The organism is Bradyrhizobium sp. MI1.7 (assembly GCF_055811795.1).
The window spans coordinates 41427-58814 of sequence record NZ_JBVVPO010000050.1; the positions used below are offsets into that span (position 1 = coordinate 41427).

Sequence of the window (17388 nt, forward strand, 5' to 3'; positions counted from 1 at the left end):
CGCCTCCCCGGCCCGCCCGGCCCTGGGGGGCTAAGAACCCACACCCGCGGCGGCCCCCGGGCTGCCCGGGCCGACCCAGTATTCCACCAGCGGCGGAGATTGAATCGAGAGGCCGCGGCGTACTGGATGCCCCGCTTGCGCGGGGCATGACACCGAGAGGATGAAAAAGCGGCGGGACCTCACATCCCGCCGCTTTTCGTTTAGCTGAACATCTTGTTGAGTTCGCCGCCGGAATAGCCGGTGCCGAGCTCCGTAAAGGTCCCCTTCTCCGCCATCTCCTTCGCGGCGCGCATGAAGCCGCCCCAGGCAGCGCGGGCGAGCGAGCCGCCGACGCTGATGCGGCGCACGCCGAGGTCGGCGGCCTCCTGCAAGGACAGGCCGGACGCGCCGATCAGCAGGTTGAACGGCTTTGGTGCGACAGCCTTCACCACGGCGGCGATGTCCTCGCGCGTCTTCAGGCCCGGCGCGTAGAGGCAATCGGCGCCTGCGTCCGCATAGGCCGTGAGCCGGTCGATGACGAGCTTGAGGTCGGTCACGCCCCACAAATACGCCTCGCAGCGGCCGACCAGCAGCGTGCCGCTGTCGCCGATCGCCTTGCGCGAGGCCTTGATGCGCTCGACCGCCAGCGCGCGCTCGTAGAGCGGCTTGTCCTTGTCGCCGGTGGAATCCTCGATCGATAGGCCGGCGACGCCGGTGCGCACACCGCGCTCGACGTTGTCCGCCACCTTGTCCGGCTCGACGGCAAAGCCGCCCTCGAAATCCGCATTCACGGGGATGTCGACGGCCGAGCACAATGCTGCCAGATGCTGACAGACGTCATCGACCGTGACGTGGTTGTCGGCCTTGCCGATGGTCCAGGCAAAGCCCGCGCTCGATGAGGCCAGTGCCTTGAAACCGAGATGCTGCAACGCCTTGGCGCTGCCGACGTCGACCGGATTGGGCAGGATGAAGCAGCCGCTCTCGTGCATCGTCTTGAACGTCGTGCGCTTGTCAGCGGTTGTCACATGCATGTTTCTCTCCCTTGTTGGCCGCGCAGACATAAGCGCGCGCACTGGGCAGCGCCAGTGCGCGCCCGCAAATGCTAGTGCGCGTCGTGCACGGCGCGGCTGTCCTTCGGCGCCTGCTCGCGATCATTCATGCCGTAGTCGCGGATGACGCTGGCGATGCGCAGGTGATAATCAGCAAAGATCTTCGCCCTGCCCTTCGCCTGCGTGCGCCGGTGCTCCATCGTATTGCGCCAGGCCTGGACTGCTGCCTCGTCCCGCCAGAACGACACCGACAGGATCTTGCCCTTCTCGGTCAGGCTTTCAAAGCGCTCGACCGAGATGAAGCCATCGATGGTTTGCAGGATCGGCTTCAGGTCGGCCGCGAGGTCGAAGTAGTCCTGGCGATGTTCCGGCTTGGGCCAGACTTCGAAAATCACGGCAATCATGGGCGTCTCCTTTGCGTTGGCGGTCTACAATACCACCTTGCGCAGGAAGGTGCGCTCTTCCGCGAGGATGAATTTGTTCTCCTCGGCGAAATGGAAGTTGGCCATGCCGTCTGCGTCCTGCCGCAGCCGGGCGCGATAGGCCTCATAGGCGGCCAGACTCTCGAAGGTAATCAGCGCAAACGCGATGTTGTTGGTGCCCTCATGCGGCATGAAATAGCCGATCAGGTCGCCGCCGCATTTCGGGATGATGGTGAGCCAGTGCTTTGAGTACTCCTCGAACTGCGCGCGCTTAAAGGGATCGAGCTGGTAGCGGATGAAGACGGTGACGGACATGGTGGGCTCCCTGATTTTTCATTGCGGCAAGCGCAAGCAACACCGTCGCCGCTGAAGCAACTGGATTGCTTCGCTTCGCTGGCAATGACGTGTTCGCAAAGACAGACTACGTCCTTGCTCCACTTCAATGCTTCGGCTACCATCGAAGCATGAAATCAGGTCCTGACATCGCCATGATTGCCTCGCTGGTCGGCGACCCCGCCCGCGCCAACATGCTCACCGCGCTGATGAACGGCCGCGCGCTCACTGCGAGCGAGCTCGCGCAGGAGGCAGGCATCACGCCGCAGACCGCGAGCTCGCATCTGGCCAAGCTCGAGGCCGGCGGGCTGATCGAGCCGGAGAAGCAGGGCCGCCACCGCTACTACCGCCTCACCGACGACGACGTCGCCGGCGTGCTCGAAGGCCTTGCGGGACTTGCCGCGCGGACCGGCCACATGCGCGTGCGCACGGGGCCGAAGGATCCGGCGCTGCGGCGCGCTCGGATCTGCTACGACCACCTCGCCGGCGATCTCGGCGTGCAGATGCTCGACAGTCTACGCACGCGAAACCTGGTCAGGCAGAAGAAGCAGGACATCGAGCTGACGGCCGAGGGCGAGCGCTTCCTCGCAAAGCATTTGCAGATCTCGCCCGACATGCTCACCCATCCGCGCCGTCCGGTGTGCAAGGCCTGCCTGGACTGGAGCGAGCGGCGCCATCATCTCGCCGGCACGCTGGGCGCCGCCATGATGCAGCGGTTCGCCGAGCTGAAATGGGCCGCGCGCGACGCCACGCCCGGCAGCCGCGTGGTGAACTTCACCCGCACCGGCGAGAAGCAGTTTGCGACGCTGTTCGGGACCGGGAAGGATTGATCACGCCAGGTGCGTGAGATCGCACGTTTGCGTGTGAACCACGGCTTCCGTCATGGCCGGGCTTGACCGGGCCATCCATCGCTTTAAGCGCAGTGTCGTTCCAGGGCGATGCAAAGCATCGAACCTGGAACTTCCAGATTCCGGGTTCGCATCTTCGACGCGCCCCGGAATGACGGCTCCAATTACGAGATCTTCATGAACCGCATCCTCCCGGCCGCGCTTGCCGCAGCCCTCCTCGCTTCCCCGTTCACGTCCGCCCACGCCGCCGACACTACCCCGCGCGAGCCCTACGGCATCGCGCTCGAAGGCTTTGCCTATCCGTATCCCGTGCATCTGCTGCCTGTCATCAATGACGGCGAGCAGCTCAGCATGGCCTATATGGACGTTGCGCCCGAGCGGCCGAACGGCCGCACCGTCGTGCTGCTGCACGGGCGCAATTTTCCGTCGAGCTACTGGGCGCCCGTCATCAAGATGCTGAGCGAGGCAGGCTTCCGCGTCGTGGTGCCGGACCAGATCGGCTTCGGCAAATCTTCGAAGCCGACCGGCGAATTGCACTTCGACACGCTGGCGCGCAACACCATTGCGCTGCTCGATCATCTCAAGATCGACAAAGCCGAGGTCGTCGCGCATTCGCTCGGCGGCATGCTGGGCGTGCGCATCGCCCGCGCCTATCCGGACCGCGTCGCCCATCTCGTGCTGACCGCACCGATCGGGCTGGAAGACTACCGTCTCTATGTGCCGCCAACGCCGACCGAGAAGATCATCGAGAGCGAGGACAAGCTCACACCCGACGGCTATCGCAAGCAGCTCCAGACCAATTACGCGATCAAGCTGCCGCCCGACGCGATCACGCCGTTCGTCGACGCCCGCTACAACATCAAGGGCAGCCCGGACTATCCGCGCTGGCTGCGCGCCTACGTCAGCTCCGGCCAGATGATCTATCGCGAGCCGGTCGCGCACGAGGTCGCGTTGATCACCGAGCCGACGCTGTTCATCATGGGCGCCGACGATCACAACGCGCCGGGCCGACCGAACGCGCCGGAGGCATTGCGCGCGAAAATGGGCCAGAACGCCGAGCTCGCGAAAGCGCTTGCGGCCAAGATGCCGAACGCACGGGCCGAGGTGATCCCGGACACTGGCCACCTCGTCTTCCTGGAGGCGCCGGAGAAGTACAAGGAATTGGTGCTGGGCTTTCTTGGCCGCTAGAGCGCTTTCGAGCGAAGTGGATAGCGGTTCGCGTCAAGAAAACGCATCAGCATTAAGAACCTGGAGCCCCGTTCCGATTCCATCGGGACGGCGCTCCAGCGCAATTGCTGTCGCCAGAAGCCGTATGCGGAGAATGTTCATGCCGCATTCAGGTCATGATTGGCAGGTTTGGATCGCGACGTGTCGGCACGTCCCCAAATTTAACGTGTCGAATCGTGTCTTTTGATTCATTGTGCGCCGCAAGCGCTCCAAAAACCTGCCCAAGGACAAGAGGAAGATCTCATGAAATACCTGTTTGCCGCCGTCATGCTCGCCAGCGCGGTCGTCGGTTTCAGCGAAGCGGCCAGCGCCGCCGGCGGCTGCGGCCCCGGCTGGTACCGCGGCGCCTATGGCGGCTGCCGCCCGATGCGCGGTGCGGTCGTTGTGCGGCCCGGCCCGGTGGTGGTTGCCCCGCCGGTCGTCGTCGTGCCCCGCGCCCGCGTCTGCCCGTACGGCTTCCGTTGGTGGGGTGGCCGCTGCCGCCCGATCTGATCTCGTCTTTTCGCGTTACGAAGTGGCCGCGCGGCGAAAGCCTGCGCGGCCATTTTCGTTTTGAACGCCTGGCGTCGCATCCGCCGGCTCCGAATCAAAACGGGGACCGCAATCGCGATCCCCGTTCAAGGCCTGGCGTGTGCCGAGCTTACCAGTGATGGCGGTGCCAGCGCCGGCGATGCCAACCCCAGTGGCGGCGGCGCCAGCCCCAATGGCGGTGGTGACCATGCCAATGCACCTGCTCGGGCTTGAGCTGCGCGGTCTCCTCACTGGTGGTGACGGCGGGACGAGCGTCGGGATTGCCTTGCGGCGCGCGCGCGGGATCGCCGAGCGGCTGCGGCGCCAACGGCGCAGCTTGTGCGCTCGCGGTCAAGGGCGCGGGGCCCCCCCCCCCCCCCCCCCCCAACGACACTGATTACGTAGTTAGCCGCTCGCCATCGCTGCCGGCGATCATCAGCGGCACCACACGGCCAATACGTTCACCCGCGATCGCCACCGGCAGATAATGCTCCGTGCGGCCCTGGCTGTCGCTCTCGATCAGCACATCGCGCGTCGTACCCACTTCCTCTTGCAGCCGCCGTCGTAATGCCACTTCGCCCGCCGCACGCAGCCGCTTCGCACGCTCCTTGATCGCACCGCCCGCGACCTGCGGCATCCGCGCGGCCGGCGTGCCGGGGCGTGGCGAATACGGGAAGACGTGCAGGAACGTCAGACCGCACTCCTCCACGAGATCCAGCGAGCGCGAAAACATCTCCTCGGTCTCGGTCGGAAAGCCCGCGATGATGTCGGCTCCGAACGCGATGTCCGGGCGCAGGCGGCGGACCTGGTCGCAGAACGCGATCGCGTCGTTGCGCGAATGCCGCCGTTTCATGCGCTTCAAAATCATGTCGTCGCCGGATTGCAGCGACAGGTGCAGATGCGGCATCAGGCGCGCATCGTCGCCGATGGCATCCAGCAGATCGGCATCGGCCTCGATCGAATCGATCGAGGAGATGCGCAGGCGCTTGAGCTCCGGCACGTGCCGCAAGATCTGCTTCGTCAGCATGCCGAGTCTTGGTGCACCCGGCAGGTCGGCGCCATAGCTGGTGAGGTCCACACCGGTCAGCACGATCTCGGCATGGCCGCGCGCAACAAGCGCCCGCACCTGATCGACCACCGCGCCCATCGGCACCGAGCGTGAATTGCCGCGGCCATAGGGGATGATGCAGAACGTGCAGCGATGGTCGCAGCCGTTCTGCACCTGCACGAACACGCGCGGCAGGCCGCTCGCAAAGCCGTCGATCAGATGCGGCGCCATCTCCTTCACCGCCATGATGTCGCTGACGGCGATCTTTTCGCTCGCACCGAGATCGAACGCGGCACGCGCATCGCGCCAGGCTTCGCTGCGCATCTTGTCGTCATTGCCGAGGACGCGATCGACCTCGGCCATGTCTGCGAACATCCGGCTCTGCGTCTGCGCCGCACAGCCGGTGACGACGATGCGCGCGCCCGGTCGTTCGCGCTTCAATTTACGGATCGACTGGCGCGCCTGCGCCACCGCCTCGTTGGTGACGGCGCAGCTGTTGATGACGATGGTATCGGAAAGGCCAGCGCCTTCAGCCTCGCGGCGGATCAATTCGGCCTCGAAGGCATTGAGGCGGCAGCCGAAGGTGACGACGTCGACGGCCATCAGCCGACCGGCGCGAACAGCGCCGGATCGAAGGAGCCCTCATATTCGAAGGTCGCGGGGCCCGTCATCAGCACGTGGTCATCGCTTTCACGCCATTCGATCCCGAGCTTGCCGCCGGGCAGCGCGATCTCGACATTGCGCTCGGTGCGCTTCAGCCGCGCGGCCGCGACCGCGGTCGCGCAGGCCGCCGAACCACAAGCTCTGGTCAGGCCCGCGCCACGCTCCCAGGTGCGGATCGTGACGTGGTCGCGATCGACGATGTGGGCGAGCGTGATGTTGGCGCGTTCGGGGAAGATCGGGTGATTTTCCAGCAGCGGACCGAAACGCTCGAGATCATAGGCGTTGACGTCCTCGACCCAGAAGATCGCATGCGGATTGCCCATGCTCACCACTGAAGGCGAATGCAGGATCGGATTGTCGATCGGCCCGATCTGCAATTCGATGTAGCGGGTGTCGCGAAACTCTTCCGCCAGCGGAATCTCCTGCCAGCCGAACTTCGGCGCGCCCATATCGACGGTGTAGAGATCGGGCGCCGGGCCCTGCCAGCAATTGAGCAGGCCCGCGGCGGTCTCGAACGTTGCCGTGGTCTGCCCGGTCTTCTCGAAGATGCGCCGCACCACGCAGCGCATGCCGTTGCCGCAGGCGCCGGCCTCGGAGCCGTCATTGTTGTAGATGCTGATGAAGGCCTCGGTCCCGTCGAACCGCGGCTTCCGGAGCACCATGAGCTGGTCGTAGGGCACGCCGCCCGGCGCGGACGCGACCGCGCGGGCGTCGTCCGGCGTCACCGGCGCGGCGGAATCACGCATGTCGACAACGACGATCTCGTTGCCGATGCCGTTCATCTTGGCAAATGCGTGGTTGGCCAGAGCGCTCATGAAATGTCCCGAATTTCGCCTGCCTTATATGGCGATCCTTGGCGGCTTGGCCAGTGATTTGCCGCCATAGCCATGACGCATCTGTCATGGGACGAATTCGGCACTCGCGTGTTAGAACGGCAGGGTTCGCGCAATCCGGGACGCGCGGCCGGCTCAAGGCCTTGGGGATGTAAGGCCTTGGCGCATAAGCCCTTGGGGAGAATAGAATGAATCGTTTTTGTCGCCTCGCACTGCTCGCGCTGATCCCGGCAGCGACCATGTCGTTTGGCGTGCCCGGCGCTCTGGCGCAGACCCCGAGCCCGGCGCCCGCCGCGTCGGCCAGCCCTTCGCCGGCTCCGTCGGCCTCGCCCTCCCCGGCCGCAAGTGCGGCACCTGCGCCCGCGGCGGCGCCCTCTCCGGCGCCATCGCCTGCGGCCAGCGCTTCGCCCTCACCCGCTCCGGCGGCCCCGCCGCCCGCTGCGGCCGCGACGCCCGCCCCGGTGCAGACCGCCGATCCCTTTGGCCTGGAGACCACGCTCGAGCCGAAGAAGGTCGTGATGGTCAAGGGCACTGCCAATTGGGATTCGGCCTTCGACACGCTGATCGACGCTTTCAAGGCGCTGAACACGCTGCTGGACAAGCAGGGCATCAAGCCCGCCGGCAATTCGATGATCGTCTACACCTCGACCGACGACACCGGCTTCACCTTCCTGGCCGAGATCCCGGTCGAGCAGGACCCGAAGAACCTGCCCAAGGACATGAGCATCGGCAAATCGCCCGAGGGCAAGGCGCTGAAATTCGTTCATCGCGGCTCCTACGACAACATGGACAACACCTATGAGGCGATCACCAATCACCTCGACGACAAGAAGCTGGAAGCCAAGGACACCTTTATCGAGGAGTACCTCACCGATCCCCTGAAGACGGCGGAGGACAAGCTCGTGATCAACGTGTTCGTGCCATTGAAGTGAGAGAGATGAAGAAGCCTGCCGTCCTTTTTACGTCCCTTGCCGCCGCTTTCGCCGCCACGCTGCTGGCGACGCCCGCACGCGCGGACGATTTTCCCTCCGCGATCTCGGTGAGCGGCGAAGCCACGATCTCCGCGGCGCCCGATCTCGCGCAGATCGACGCCGGCGTCGCCAACGACGCCAAGTCGGCGAAGGAAGCCTCCGACGCCAACAACGCCGCGATGGGCAAGGTACTGCTGGCGCTGAAGGGCGCTGGCATCGCCGAGAAGGACTATCAGACCTCGCGCCTGTCCTTGCAGCCGCAATACGGCCAGAACAAATCCACCGGCGCTTCGCCCGTGGTCGGGTTCCGCGCCTCTAACCGCGTTACCGTGAAGATCCGCGACGTGACCAAGGTCGCTGGCATCATCGACACGCTGGTCGGCGCCGGCGCCAACGACATCGGCAACATCTCCTTCGAGGTGACGCAGGCCTCAAAGCTGCTCGACGACGCCCGCGAACAGGCGGTCGTGGACGCCCGCCGCAAGGCCGAGATCTATGCCAAGGCCACCGGCGTCACGCTCGGCTCGCCGCTCAGCGTATCCGAGGGCGGCGCTCCGGTGCCGCTGTTCAAGGCAAGAATGGCGACCGCGCCGATGGCGGCGCCCGCGGCAGTCGCCCCGGGCGAGGAAACGCTGTCGGTGACGGTGAATGTCAGCTGGGCGATTATTCGCCCTGAAGGCAAATAAGTCTCTTGTCCCGGACGCGCTGCAGCGTGAAACGCCGCTGCGCAGGGCCGGGACCCAGAAAGCCAACGGCACGTGCTGCTGCATGGGCCCCGGCTCTGCAGCGCACCGTCGAAGAGACGCTGCGCTGCGTCCGGGGCAAGTTGTGTACGTGGATGGATTTAGATCTCCACCACCTGTCCCGGCTGCATCGCCACGAACCGTTCCTGCGGAAGCTTCGCGGCATCCAACGCTTCGACCAGCGCCTTGGCCGGCGCGTCGATCGCTTCATCGGTCAGCTGGAACGTGCCGTGATGATGCCCGAGCGCGGCTTGCGCGCCGCAATCGGCCAGCGCTTTCACGGCGTCTTCCGGATTCATGTGCTGGTCGCGCATGAACCAGCGCGGTTCGTAGGCGCCGATCGGGAGGATCGCCAGACGCAGCGGCCCGTGCTTCTCTGCGACGCGGCGAAAGTGCCCGCCGTCGCCATAGCCGGAATCGCAGACCACGTAGATTTTCCCCGCCGGTGTCTCCAGCACGAAACTCGCCCACAGTGCCTTGTTGCGATCGAACATGCCGCGCGCCGACCAGTGCCGGGTCGGCACCAGCGTCACGGCGATGCCGCCGCCGAGCTCGACGCGATCGTGCCAGTCGAAGGCCTCCACCTTGATGGAGGAGTCGGCGCTGCGCATCGTTACGTCGTTGCCGAGTGGCGTCACCACGCGCGGCGCAAAGTTCTTGGCAAGCCGCGACAGCGTCGCGATGTCCAGATGATCGTAATGACCGTGCGAGACCAGCACGACGTCGATCTTCGGCAGCTTCTCGAACGCGATACCGGGGTCGTTGTGCCGCTTCGGTCCGGCAAAGCTGACGGGCGAGACCCGCGAGGACCAGACGGGATCGACGAGGATGTTGAGGCCGCCGGCCTGGACCAGCCAGCTGACGTGGCCGACGAAGGAGAGCCGCACCTTGTCGCCCTCGACGCGCTGCGGCGGCGTGTCGGCATGGGGGTTGGGCACCCAGTCGGGCCAGTCCGCGCGCTGCCCCCGGCCACCTAATTGCCACCGCAGCACCTCGCCGAGCGATCTCGGCGGCGCCCCGTCGGGATCGAAGAAGGTCAGGCCGTCAAAATGGTCGGAGACCGGGCCGTCATAGGTTTTCATGCGGGACATCCAGAGGGGCGGAACACCAACCAGCGCGGCGCCACCGGCGAGCGATCCAAAGAGGCGGCGGCGGGTGATCGGCACAAGCGGGCTTCAGGGATGGTAACGGAGGTAAGTCATCGTCTTCTATATGGGCGGAGCCCAGGCAAAAGGAACCGGCCGCGAAAAGTTCCGTATTCTCAGGGCCTTGCCCTGGCAAAGGCACCCCGGCACCCTAACTTTCCTTGACTTTTGGGCGGGAGCGGCGTTTAACCCCGCCACTTTCTCGGAAAGGCTTTCTTTTCGACCCGCCTACTGGCCCTGGAGGCCAGAGGCCAACGCCCGACAGCGCTGTGCGCCCTCGGGCGCAAAGGTGTTTGGAAGATCGCTTGCTTTGGAAGTGGTCATCGCCCGACTTGATCGGGCGATCCAGTATCCCAGAGGCAGCTCGGCTGAACCGAGGTGCCGCGGCGTACTGGATGCCCCGGTTAAGCCGGGGCATGACGATGGTGAACGCGGCAACCCTGCGCGAGCAGGACAAGGGACAACGGCATTGTTCGACAATCTGTCGGAACGGCTTGGTGGCATTCTCGATCGTCTGACGGGGCGCGGTGCGCTGACCGAAAAGGACGTCGACGCCGCGATGCGCGAGGTGCGCCGCGCGCTGCTGGAGGCTGACGTCGCGCTCGAAGTGGTGCGCAGCTTCACCGAGCGCGTCCGCGAGCAGGCGATCGGCGCCACCGTCGTCAAATCGGTCACGCCCGGCCAGATGGTGGTCAAGATCGTCCATGACGAGCTGATCAACACGCTCGGTGCCGAAAGCCAGACCATCGACGTCAATTCCGTGCCGCCGGTGCCGATCATGATGGTCGGTCTGCAAGGCTCCGGTAAAACGACCACCACCGCAAAGCTCGCCCGCCGCATGGTCCAGCGCGACAAGCGCAAGGTGCTGATGGCTTCGCTCGACATCTATCGCCCGGCGGCGATGGAGCAGCTGGCCGTGCTCGGCCGCGATCTCGACATTCCGACCCTGCCGATCGTCGCCGGCCAGCAGCCGGCTCAGATTGCGAAGCGCGCGCTGGAAGCCGGCAAGCTCGGCGGCTACGACGTCGTGCTGCTCGACACCGCCGGCCGCACCACGCTCGACGAAGACATGATGGCGGAAGCGGCTGCGATCAAAGCCGCTGCCAATCCGCATGAAGTGCTGCTGGTCGCCGACAGCCTCACCGGCCAGGACGCCGTGAATCTCGCGCGCGCCTTCGATCAGCGCGTCGGCCTCACCGGCATCGTGCTGACACGCGTCGACGGCGACGGCCGCGGCGGCGCCGCGCTGTCGATGCGCGCCGTCACCGGCAAGCCGATCAAGCTGATCGGCACCGGTGAAAAGACCGACGCGCTGGAAGATTTCCATCCCGATCGTATCGCCGGCCGCATCCTCGGCATGGGCGACGTGGTGTCGCTGGTCGAACGTGCCGCCGCCAACATCGACGCCGAAAAGGCCGCGCGCACCGCCGAGCGCATGCGCAAGGGTCAGTTCGACCTCAACGACATGCGCGAGCAGCTGTTGCAGATGGCGAACATGGGCGGCATCAGCGGGCTGATGGGCATGATGCCCGGCATCGCCAAGATGAAGAACCAGATCGCGGCCGCCGGCATCGACGACAAGATCCTGAAGCGCCAGGTCGCGGTGATCGATTCCATGACGCGCGACGAGCGCCGTCATCCCGACCTGCTCAAGGCCAGCCGCAAGAAGCGCATCGCCGCAGGAAGCGGCCAGAGCGTCGAGCAGGTCAACAAGCTGCTCAAGATGCACCGGAACATGGCCGACGTGATGAAGGCCATGGGCTCGGGCAAGCGTGGCCCGCTCGCCGGCATTGCGCAGGCGATGGGCTTTGGCGGCGGCATGAAGCCGCCCTCGCCCGAAGAGATGAAGGCGTTGCAGGAGAAGATGCAAGGCGGCGGACAAGGTCTGCCCAGCCTGCCGAAGGATTTGCCCGCTGGTCTGCGCACCGGCCTGCCCAACGTTCCCGGACTGACCGGGCTGAGCGGCAAGCCGACGCTGCCGGGCCTCGGCGGATTTCCGGGCAAGAAGAAATGAGGAATTCGTCGCGAGGGATCCTAAGCATCTCGCGCGACGCGGAATACCAACCAACCGAACAAACTGTACTTTGAAGGAGAACCAGATGTCCGTCGTTATCCGCCTCGCTCGCGCAGGCACCAAGAAGCGCCCCGTCTATCACGTCGTCGTCGCCGATTCGCGCTTTCCCCGCGATGGCCGCTTCATCGAGCGTCTCGGTTATTTCAACCCGCTGCTGCCGAAGGACAACGAGGCCCGCCTCAAGCTCGACATGGACAAGGTGAAGGCCTGGGTCGCCAAGGGTGCGCAGCCGTCGGACCGTGTGGCGCGTTTCCTCGACGCCGCCGGCGTCAAGAAGCGCGAAGCGCGCAACAACCCTGAGAAGGCCGTGCCGCGCAAGGAGCGCAAGGCGCAGGCCGAAGCCGCCGCGAAGGGTTAAGGTCAGATCATGTCGGCGCTGGTCTGCGTCGCGCGGATCGGCGCCGCGCATGGTGTGCGCGGTGCGGTCAAGCTGTGGACCTTCACCGAAGATCCCTTTGCGGTCAGGCGCTACGGGCCGCTTCTGTCCAAGGATGGCAAGCGCCAGTTCGAGGTCGCGCAGGCGCGCGAAGCCAAGGATCATCTGGTCGCGACGTTCAAGGGCGTCACGACCCGCGATGAGGCCGAGCGCCTCAACGGCATCGAGCTCTACGTCGCGCGCGAAAAGCTGCCCGCGACCGACGAGGACGAATATTACCACACCGACCTGATCGGGCTCGCCGCCGTCACCACCGACGGCGACGCGCTCGGCCGCGTGCTCGCGATCCACAATTTCGGCGCCGGCGACATCATCGAGATCGCTCCGCCCAAAGGATCTGCAAAGGGCAGGACGATGCTGCTGCCGTTCACAAACGCGGTGGTGCCGGAAGTCGATCTCACAGGCGGCCGCGTCGTGATCGCGCTGCCGCAGGAGATCGAGGGTGATGATGACAGCGAGGCTCCGTCATCATGACGGTGCGGTAACGGCTCGCTAACAAATCTCGCGAAATCTTCACTTGCATCGGGCATCCGGCTCGTTCACGCTTTGGTTGCATCGCCCTCCCGCGCCTCTCCCCAACACCGGAGCTCCAAATGCTGCGCCGCTGTCTTATGGCAACGATCGGCCTGCTCGCATCCGCGGGCCTTGTCAGTGCGCAGACGCCACCGAGCCCCCCGCCGGCTGCAGCCGAGCAAGCCACCTCGCTCGCCCCGATGGAGGAGCCGCAGGTCGGTGACCACTGGACCTACGAGATGCGCGACGAGATCACGGGCGACCTCAAATCGACCATGACGCACACCATCACCGACGTGTCGGCCACCGAGATCAGCGTCCGGTTCGAGATCCTCGGCAAGCCCGGTTTCGGCTACCAGACCTATGACCGGTCGTGGGACATCATCAACAATGGTGCATGGCGGTTCACGCCGAATGACGGCACGGGCATCCGCATGCCGCTCGCGATCGGCAAGACCTGGACGTTCAAGTCCAGCGACTCGAACAGCACGGCGGGTGTCAACCTGAAGCGCACGGGTACCTCGAAGGTCACTGCCAGGGAGACCATCACCACCCGCGCCGGCACATTCGAGGCCTACAAGATCGAAACCTCGATCGAGATGCGAAACGCCAACGATCCCACCAAGAAATCCCAGGCCGAGCAGCAGGCCTGGTACGTGCCCGAGATCAACCATTGGGTGAAGCGCACTTATGTCAGCAGAGCGGACGGCAGGGTTCGCGAGCGGGGCGCGCTCGAAATGATCGAATACGGCCGCCGCTAGCGGCCGGCGCGAAAGCGACCGTCGATGACCGAAGCCTTCCGGGGAGCATGAAGATGTCTCGTTACGCGGCCACGATGATGGCTTGTCTGCTTGCCGGCACCACCCTGGCATCGGCGGCGAGCGATCCGCCCGCCGCCGCAAAGCCGGTCATCGCGATGGAGGCACCCCTGCAAGGCGACTTCTGGACCTACGAGGTGCGGGACGAAATCAGCGGCAAGGTCAGCGCGGTCCGCAGGAACATCGTCACCGAGGTCACGCCTGCCGAGATCAGCGTTCGGGTCACGACCGACGGCAAGGAGGCCGAGGGCCTGAACATCTACGATCGGTCGTGGAATCTGAAGAACGCGGGTGAGTGGAAATATCAGCCCGGCGACGGCAGCGGCATCCATGCGCCACTGAAAATCGGCGATAGCTGGAGCTTCTCCGCCGATGACGTCAACAGCAGCAAGGGCTTCATCTGGAAACGCTCGGGCCATTCGAAGGTCGTCGGCCAGGAGACCATCACCACCAAGGCCGGCACGTTCGAGACGTACAAGATCGAAACGACGCTCCTGAGGCGTCCAACCAACGATCCGAGCCGCAAGCACGAGATCTCGGCCATGACCTGGTACGCGCCGGCCATCGACCACTGGGCGAAACGGACCTACGTGGCGCGCGGCAACGGCCATCTGCTGACCAATAACGTCATCGAGCTCGTCGAGTACGGCCGCAAGCAATAACCAACTCGGCCGGCCGGGCCTCGACCTGTCGGCCGCAATGCCCTAACCAGCGGCCATGACGACCTCCTCACCCTGGCGCGCGACGGTGCTGACACTGTTTCCGGAGATGTTTCCGGGGCCGCTCGGCGTGAGCCTGGCCGGCCGGGCGCTGGCTGGCGGGCTCTGGGAGCTCGAGGCGCGGGACATCCGGGCCTCAGCCACCGACCGGCATCGGAGCGTCGACGACACCCCCGCGGGCGGCGGACCGGGCATGGTGCTGCGGGCCGATGTTCTGGCGGCGGCGATCGATGCCGCCGGGATCAGCGCGGACCGGCCGAAACTGCTGATGAGCCCGAGGGGTCGGCCATTGACCCAGGCCCGGGTGGTGGAGCTGGCCGAGGGTCCGGGTCCCCTGATCGTTTGCGGACGGTTCGAGGGCGTGGACCAGCGGGTGATCGACGGACGGGGCCTGGAGGAGGTCTCGATCGGCGACTACGTGCTGTCCGGGGGCGAAATCGCCGCGCTGGCCCTGATCGACGCCTGCGTCCGGCTGCTGCCCGGCGTGATGGGCAAGGAGGCCTCGGGAACCGAGGAAAGCTTTTCGGAGGGCCTGCTCGAATACCCCCAATACACCCGCCCGCAGCTGTTCGAGGGGGCTCCGATCCCGGAGACCCTGACCTCCGGCGACCACGCCAAGGTTGCAGCCTGGCGGCGGGCACAATCCGAGGCCCTGACGGCGGCCCGGCGGCCTGATTTGTGGGCCAAAATCCCGGCCAAAGCCCCGAATCGAGCCAGACGCCAAAAAACGCCAAAAAACAAGACAGACGGGTGACAAACGCTCCGGCTTGCCTTATAGGAGCGGCCACATCCGCAATAGCTGGATCAACGAATTTCGCGCAGCCCCCGTCCTGCGGCTGGGCGCGCCGATGGAGATTTACCCATGAACCTGATCCAACAGCTCGAAAAAGAGCAATTCGACAAGCTCTCCGCCAGCAAGGAGATTCCGGAATTCGGTCCCGGTGACACCGTGATCGTCAACGTGAAGGTCGTCGAAGGCGACCGCACCCGCGTGCAGGCCTATGAAGGCGTCTGCATCGGCCGTTCCGGCGGCGGCCTCAACGAGAGCTTCACCGTCCGCAAGATCTCCTATGGCGAGGGTGTCGAGCGCGTGTTCCCGCTACTCTCCCCGATGATCGACTCGATCAAGGTGGTGCGCCGCGGCAAGGTGCGTCGTGCCAAGCTCTATTACCTCCGCAACCTTCGCGGCAAGTCGGCCCGCATCGTCGAGAAGACTGAGCACGCCAAGGCCGTCAACGAGTAAGCTCCGTTTACAGACGAGTTCTAGAGAGCGCGGGGCAAAACCCCGCGCTTTTTTGTTGCGTCAGCCGTGCGCGTCAAAGCACTCGCGCTTCCAAATCGGCCTGCTATATATTCTTGGAATGTTTCCAGATCAGACCAGCCTCGCCCCCGTCACGCGCATCGTCATCGACGATCGCTCGCGGCTGCCTGGCCGGTTCTTCGGACGCTTCGCGACCTCGGCAACGTCAGAGCTTACGCGCGCAGCCTAAAAGCTGCGCTGACGATTTTGTTGCCCGCGCGTGACCGCGCATATCCGCACCACAACATTCCTGGAGCTGAAGCTCATGTCCAAGCCGACCACATTGTACGACAAGATCTGGAACGACCATCTGGTGCACGAAGCCGACGACGGCACCTGCCTGCTCTATATCGACCGCCATCTGGTGCACGAAGTGACCTCGCCGCAGGCGTTCGAGGGTCTGCGCGCCACCGGCCGCAAGGTGCACTCGCCGGAAAAGACGCTCGCCGTCGTCGACCACAACGTGCCGACCACCGATCGCACCAAGCCGAATCCCGATCCGGAGAGCATCGAGCAGATCAAGGCGCTGGCCGAGAACGCCAAGCAATTCGGCATCGAATATTACGACGAGTTCGACAAGCGCCAGGGCGTCGTCCACGTCATCGGCCCCGAGCAGGGCTTTACCCTGCCCGGCACCACCATCGTCTGCGGTGACAGCCACACCTCGACGCATGGCGCGTTCGGCGCGCTCGCACACGGCATCGGCACCTCCGAGGTCGAGCACGTGCTGGCGACGCAGACGCTGATCCAGAAGAAGGCGAAGAACATGCGCGTGACCGTCGACGGCAAATTGCCTGAAGGCGTGACGGGCAAGGACATCATCCTCGCCATCATCGGCGAGATCGGCACTGCCGGCGGCACCGGCTACGTGCTGGAATACGCCGGCGATGCGATCCGCGCGTTGTCGATGGAAGGCCGCATGACGGTCTGCAACATGTCGATCGAAGGCGGCGCCCGCGCCGGCCTGGTTGCGCCCGACCAGAAGGCGTTCGACTTCCTGCGCGGCCGCCCGAAGGCGCCGAAGGGCGCGGACTGGGACGCGGCGATGCGCTACTGGGAGAAGCTGCGCTCCGACGACGGCGCGCATTTCGACCACGAGCTGCGCCTCGACGCTGCCAAGCTGCCGCCGATCGTGACCTGGGGCACCTCGCCTGAGGACGTCATCTCGGTGACCGGCATCGTGCCCGATCCGGATCAGATCGCGGACGAGGCCAAGCGTCTCTCCAAGCACCGCGCGCTGAAATACATGGGCCTGACGGCGGGCACGAAGATCACCGACATCAAGCTCGACCGCATCTTCATCGGCTCCTGCACCAACGGCCGGATCGAAGATCTGCGCGCGGCGGCGAAGATTGCCGAAGGCAAGACCGTTTCAGCGCATGTCAACGCCATGGTCGTGCCGGGCTCGGGCCTCGTGAAGGAGCAGGCCGAGGCTGAGGGTCTGGACAAGATCTTCATCAAGGCCGGCTTCGAATGGCGCGAGCCCGGTTGCTCGATGTGCCTCGCGATGAACCCGGACAAGCTGGCCCCGGAAGAGCGCTGCGCCTCGACCTCGAACCGCAACTTCGAGGGACGCCAGGGCTTCAAGGGCCGCACGCATCTGGTGTCGCCGGCGATGGCTGCGGCGGCTGCGATCGCGGGTCACTTCGTCGACGTCAGGGAGTGGCGGTAAGCCGCTCCCTGCAATTTGAGCTAAAGCGGCAAACGGCCGTTAATCGGCATCGCCGACACTGCGTCCTCGCGACGGTTTCGCGAGG

Annotated in this window: 20 protein-coding genes; 13 read left to right on the plus strand and 7 right to left on the minus strand. The window is 65.3% G+C overall.

Annotation, left to right across the window (positions count from 1 at the left end; all coding sequences use genetic code 11):
• Window positions 1–200: 200 nt before the first annotated feature.
• The 3 genes from AC0L3X_RS33445 to AC0L3X_RS33455 all read right to left on the minus strand — a co-directional run bounded on the left by AC0L3X_RS33445 (window position 201) and on the right by AC0L3X_RS33455 (window position 1765).
• The gene (locus tag AC0L3X_RS33445; protein ID WP_283016834.1) at window positions 201–1010 is read right to left on the minus strand and encodes an isocitrate lyase/PEP mutase family protein; all 810 of its coding nucleotides are present in this window, start codon (window positions 1008–1010) and stop codon (window positions 201–203) included.
• Window positions 1011–1081: 71 nt separating this feature from the next.
• The gene (locus tag AC0L3X_RS33450; RefSeq protein ID WP_028151163.1) at window positions 1082–1432 is read right to left on the minus strand and encodes an antibiotic biosynthesis monooxygenase family protein; all 351 of its coding nucleotides are present in this window, start codon (window positions 1430–1432) and stop codon (window positions 1082–1084) included.
• 24 nt (window positions 1433–1456) lie between these two features.
• Window positions 1457–1765: an NIPSNAP family protein gene (locus AC0L3X_RS33455; RefSeq protein WP_283016835.1), complete on the minus strand. Its 309-nt coding sequence runs from the start codon at window positions 1763–1765 to the stop codon at window positions 1457–1459.
• A gap of 149 nt (window positions 1766–1914) precedes the next feature.
• Here AC0L3X_RS33455 and AC0L3X_RS33460 point away from each other — a divergent pair, with 149 nt between their 5' ends.
• The 3 genes from AC0L3X_RS33460 to AC0L3X_RS33470 all read left to right on the plus strand — a co-directional run bounded on the left by AC0L3X_RS33460 (window position 1915) and on the right by AC0L3X_RS33470 (window position 4350).
• Window positions 1915–2613 (plus strand): winged helix-turn-helix domain-containing protein, encoded by a 699-nt coding sequence (locus tag AC0L3X_RS33460; protein ID WP_028154913.1) that lies wholly within the window; start codon window positions 1915–1917, stop codon window positions 2611–2613.
• Between the two features lie 195 nt (window positions 2614–2808).
• Window positions 2809–3819, plus strand: coding sequence for an alpha/beta fold hydrolase (locus AC0L3X_RS33465; RefSeq protein WP_283016836.1), 1011 nt, complete (start codon window positions 2809–2811; stop codon window positions 3817–3819).
• Between the two features lie 282 nt (window positions 3820–4101).
• Window positions 4102–4350, plus strand: coding sequence for a GCG_CRPN prefix-to-repeats domain-containing protein (locus AC0L3X_RS33470; protein ID WP_063982626.1), 249 nt, complete (start codon window positions 4102–4104; stop codon window positions 4348–4350).
• 148 nt (window positions 4351–4498) lie between these two features.
• On the opposite strand, the gene AC0L3X_RS33475 is transcribed toward AC0L3X_RS33470, so the two are convergent.
• Genes AC0L3X_RS33475 through dapF form a run of 3 tightly spaced genes read right to left on the minus strand, consistent with a single transcriptional unit; the run spans window position 4499 to window position 6894 of the window.
• On the minus strand, window positions 4499–4723 hold the full coding sequence (locus AC0L3X_RS33475) for a twin-arginine translocation (Tat) (RefSeq protein WP_473317139.1): 225 nt from the start codon (window positions 4721–4723) through the stop codon (window positions 4499–4501).
• Window positions 4724–4765: 42 nt separating this feature from the next.
• Window positions 4766–6019 (minus strand): tRNA (N(6)-L-threonylcarbamoyladenosine(37)-C(2))-methylthiotransferase MtaB, encoded by a 1254-nt coding sequence (mtaB, locus tag AC0L3X_RS33480; protein ID WP_063980400.1) that lies wholly within the window; start codon window positions 6017–6019, stop codon window positions 4766–4768.
• The gene (gene dapF, locus AC0L3X_RS33485) at window positions 6019–6894 is read right to left on the minus strand and encodes a diaminopimelate epimerase (RefSeq protein ID WP_063980399.1); all 876 of its coding nucleotides are present in this window, start codon (window positions 6892–6894) and stop codon (window positions 6019–6021) included. Before dapF ends, mtaB begins: the two co-directional genes overlap by 1 nt.
• Before the next feature lie 206 nt (window positions 6895–7100).
• Here dapF and AC0L3X_RS33490 point away from each other — a divergent pair, with 206 nt between their 5' ends.
• Window positions 7101–7844 carry a GyrI-like domain-containing protein gene (locus AC0L3X_RS33490; RefSeq protein ID WP_071908659.1) on the plus strand — a complete coding sequence of 248 codons (744 nt, stop codon included), beginning with the start codon at window positions 7101–7103 and terminating at the stop codon, window positions 7842–7844.
• A 5-nt stretch (window positions 7845–7849) separates the two neighbouring features.
• On the plus strand, window positions 7850–8569 hold the full coding sequence (locus AC0L3X_RS33495) for an SIMPL domain-containing protein (protein ID WP_063980398.1): 720 nt from the start codon (window positions 7850–7852) through the stop codon (window positions 8567–8569).
• Window positions 8570–8727: 158 nt separating this feature from the next.
• Here AC0L3X_RS33495 and AC0L3X_RS33500 read toward each other — a convergent pair whose 3' ends face one another.
• Complete coding sequence (locus tag AC0L3X_RS33500) at window positions 8728–9792, minus strand: MBL fold metallo-hydrolase (RefSeq protein WP_063980397.1); 1065 nt, start codon at window positions 9790–9792, stop codon at window positions 8728–8730.
• Window positions 9793–10240: 448 nt separating this feature from the next.
• On the opposite strand from AC0L3X_RS33500, the gene ffh reads away from it, so the two are divergent.
• From ffh to leuC, 8 genes are all read left to right on the plus strand, one after another.
• Window positions 10241–11785, plus strand: a complete 1545-nt coding sequence (gene ffh / locus AC0L3X_RS33505; protein WP_063980396.1) for a signal recognition particle protein — start codon at window positions 10241–10243, stop codon at window positions 11783–11785.
• A gap of 85 nt (window positions 11786–11870) precedes the next feature.
• The gene (gene rpsP, locus AC0L3X_RS33510) at window positions 11871–12203 is read left to right on the plus strand and encodes a 30S ribosomal protein S16 (RefSeq protein ID WP_063980395.1); all 333 of its coding nucleotides are present in this window, start codon (window positions 11871–11873) and stop codon (window positions 12201–12203) included.
• Between the two features lie 9 nt (window positions 12204–12212).
• Window positions 12213–12755 carry a ribosome maturation factor RimM gene (rimM, locus tag AC0L3X_RS33515; protein WP_354132178.1) on the plus strand — a complete coding sequence of 181 codons (543 nt, stop codon included), beginning with the start codon at window positions 12213–12215 and terminating at the stop codon, window positions 12753–12755.
• A 119-nt stretch (window positions 12756–12874) separates the two neighbouring features.
• Window positions 12875–13555, plus strand: a complete 681-nt coding sequence (locus AC0L3X_RS33520; protein ID WP_187387863.1) for a TapB family protein — start codon at window positions 12875–12877, stop codon at window positions 13553–13555.
• A 53-nt stretch (window positions 13556–13608) separates the two neighbouring features.
• Window positions 13609–14274, plus strand: coding sequence for a TapB family protein (locus tag AC0L3X_RS33525; protein ID WP_187387862.1), 666 nt, complete (start codon window positions 13609–13611; stop codon window positions 14272–14274).
• A gap of 55 nt (window positions 14275–14329) precedes the next feature.
• Window positions 14330–15085 (plus strand): tRNA (guanosine(37)-N1)-methyltransferase TrmD, encoded by a 756-nt coding sequence (gene trmD, locus AC0L3X_RS33530; protein ID WP_063980391.1) that lies wholly within the window; start codon window positions 14330–14332, stop codon window positions 15083–15085.
• Between the two features lie 108 nt (window positions 15086–15193).
• The gene (gene rplS, locus AC0L3X_RS33535) at window positions 15194–15574 is read left to right on the plus strand and encodes a 50S ribosomal protein L19 (RefSeq protein ID WP_063980390.1); all 381 of its coding nucleotides are present in this window, start codon (window positions 15194–15196) and stop codon (window positions 15572–15574) included.
• A 322-nt stretch (window positions 15575–15896) separates the two neighbouring features.
• Complete coding sequence (leuC, locus tag AC0L3X_RS33540; protein ID WP_063985988.1) at window positions 15897–17303, plus strand: 3-isopropylmalate dehydratase large subunit; 1407 nt, start codon at window positions 15897–15899, stop codon at window positions 17301–17303.
• The last annotated feature ends 85 nt before the right edge of the window (window positions 17304–17388 follow it).

Coding starts and splice junctions, on each gene's coding strand:
- AC0L3X_RS33445 (WP_283016834.1), bottom strand. CDS start 1,010: ATGCATGTGACAACCGCTGACAAGCGCACGACGTTCAAGACGATGCAC.
- AC0L3X_RS33450 (WP_028151163.1), bottom strand. CDS start 1,432: ATGATTGCCGTGATTTTCGAAGTCTGGCCCAAGCCGGAACATCGCCAG.
- AC0L3X_RS33455 (WP_283016835.1), bottom strand. CDS start 1,765: ATGTCCGTCACCGTCTTCATCCGCTACCAGCTCGATCCCTTTAAGCGC.
- AC0L3X_RS33460 (WP_028154913.1), top strand. CDS start 1,915: ATGAAATCAGGTCCTGACATCGCCATGATTGCCTCGCTGGTCGGCGAC.
- AC0L3X_RS33465 (WP_283016836.1), top strand. CDS start 2,809: ATGAACCGCATCCTCCCGGCCGCGCTTGCCGCAGCCCTCCTCGCTTCC.
- AC0L3X_RS33470 (WP_063982626.1), top strand. CDS start 4,102: ATGAAATACCTGTTTGCCGCCGTCATGCTCGCCAGCGCGGTCGTCGGT.
- mtaB (WP_063980400.1), bottom strand. CDS start 6,019: ATGGCCGTCGACGTCGTCACCTTCGGCTGCCGCCTCAATGCCTTCGAG.
- dapF (WP_063980399.1), bottom strand. CDS start 6,894: ATGAGCGCTCTGGCCAACCACGCATTTGCCAAGATGAACGGCATCGGC.
- AC0L3X_RS33490 (WP_071908659.1), top strand. CDS start 7,101: ATGAATCGTTTTTGTCGCCTCGCACTGCTCGCGCTGATCCCGGCAGCG.
- AC0L3X_RS33495 (WP_063980398.1), top strand. CDS start 7,850: ATGAAGAAGCCTGCCGTCCTTTTTACGTCCCTTGCCGCCGCTTTCGCC.
- rpsP (WP_063980395.1), top strand. CDS start 11,871: ATGTCCGTCGTTATCCGCCTCGCTCGCGCAGGCACCAAGAAGCGCCCC.
- rimM (WP_354132178.1), top strand. CDS start 12,213: ATGTCGGCGCTGGTCTGCGTCGCGCGGATCGGCGCCGCGCATGGTGTG.
- AC0L3X_RS33520 (WP_187387863.1), top strand. CDS start 12,875: ATGCTGCGCCGCTGTCTTATGGCAACGATCGGCCTGCTCGCATCCGCG.
- AC0L3X_RS33525 (WP_187387862.1), top strand. CDS start 13,609: ATGTCTCGTTACGCGGCCACGATGATGGCTTGTCTGCTTGCCGGCACC.
- trmD (WP_063980391.1), top strand. CDS start 14,330: ATGACGACCTCCTCACCCTGGCGCGCGACGGTGCTGACACTGTTTCCG.
- rplS (WP_063980390.1), top strand. CDS start 15,194: ATGAACCTGATCCAACAGCTCGAAAAAGAGCAATTCGACAAGCTCTCC.
- leuC (WP_063985988.1), top strand. CDS start 15,897: ATGTCCAAGCCGACCACATTGTACGACAAGATCTGGAACGACCATCTG.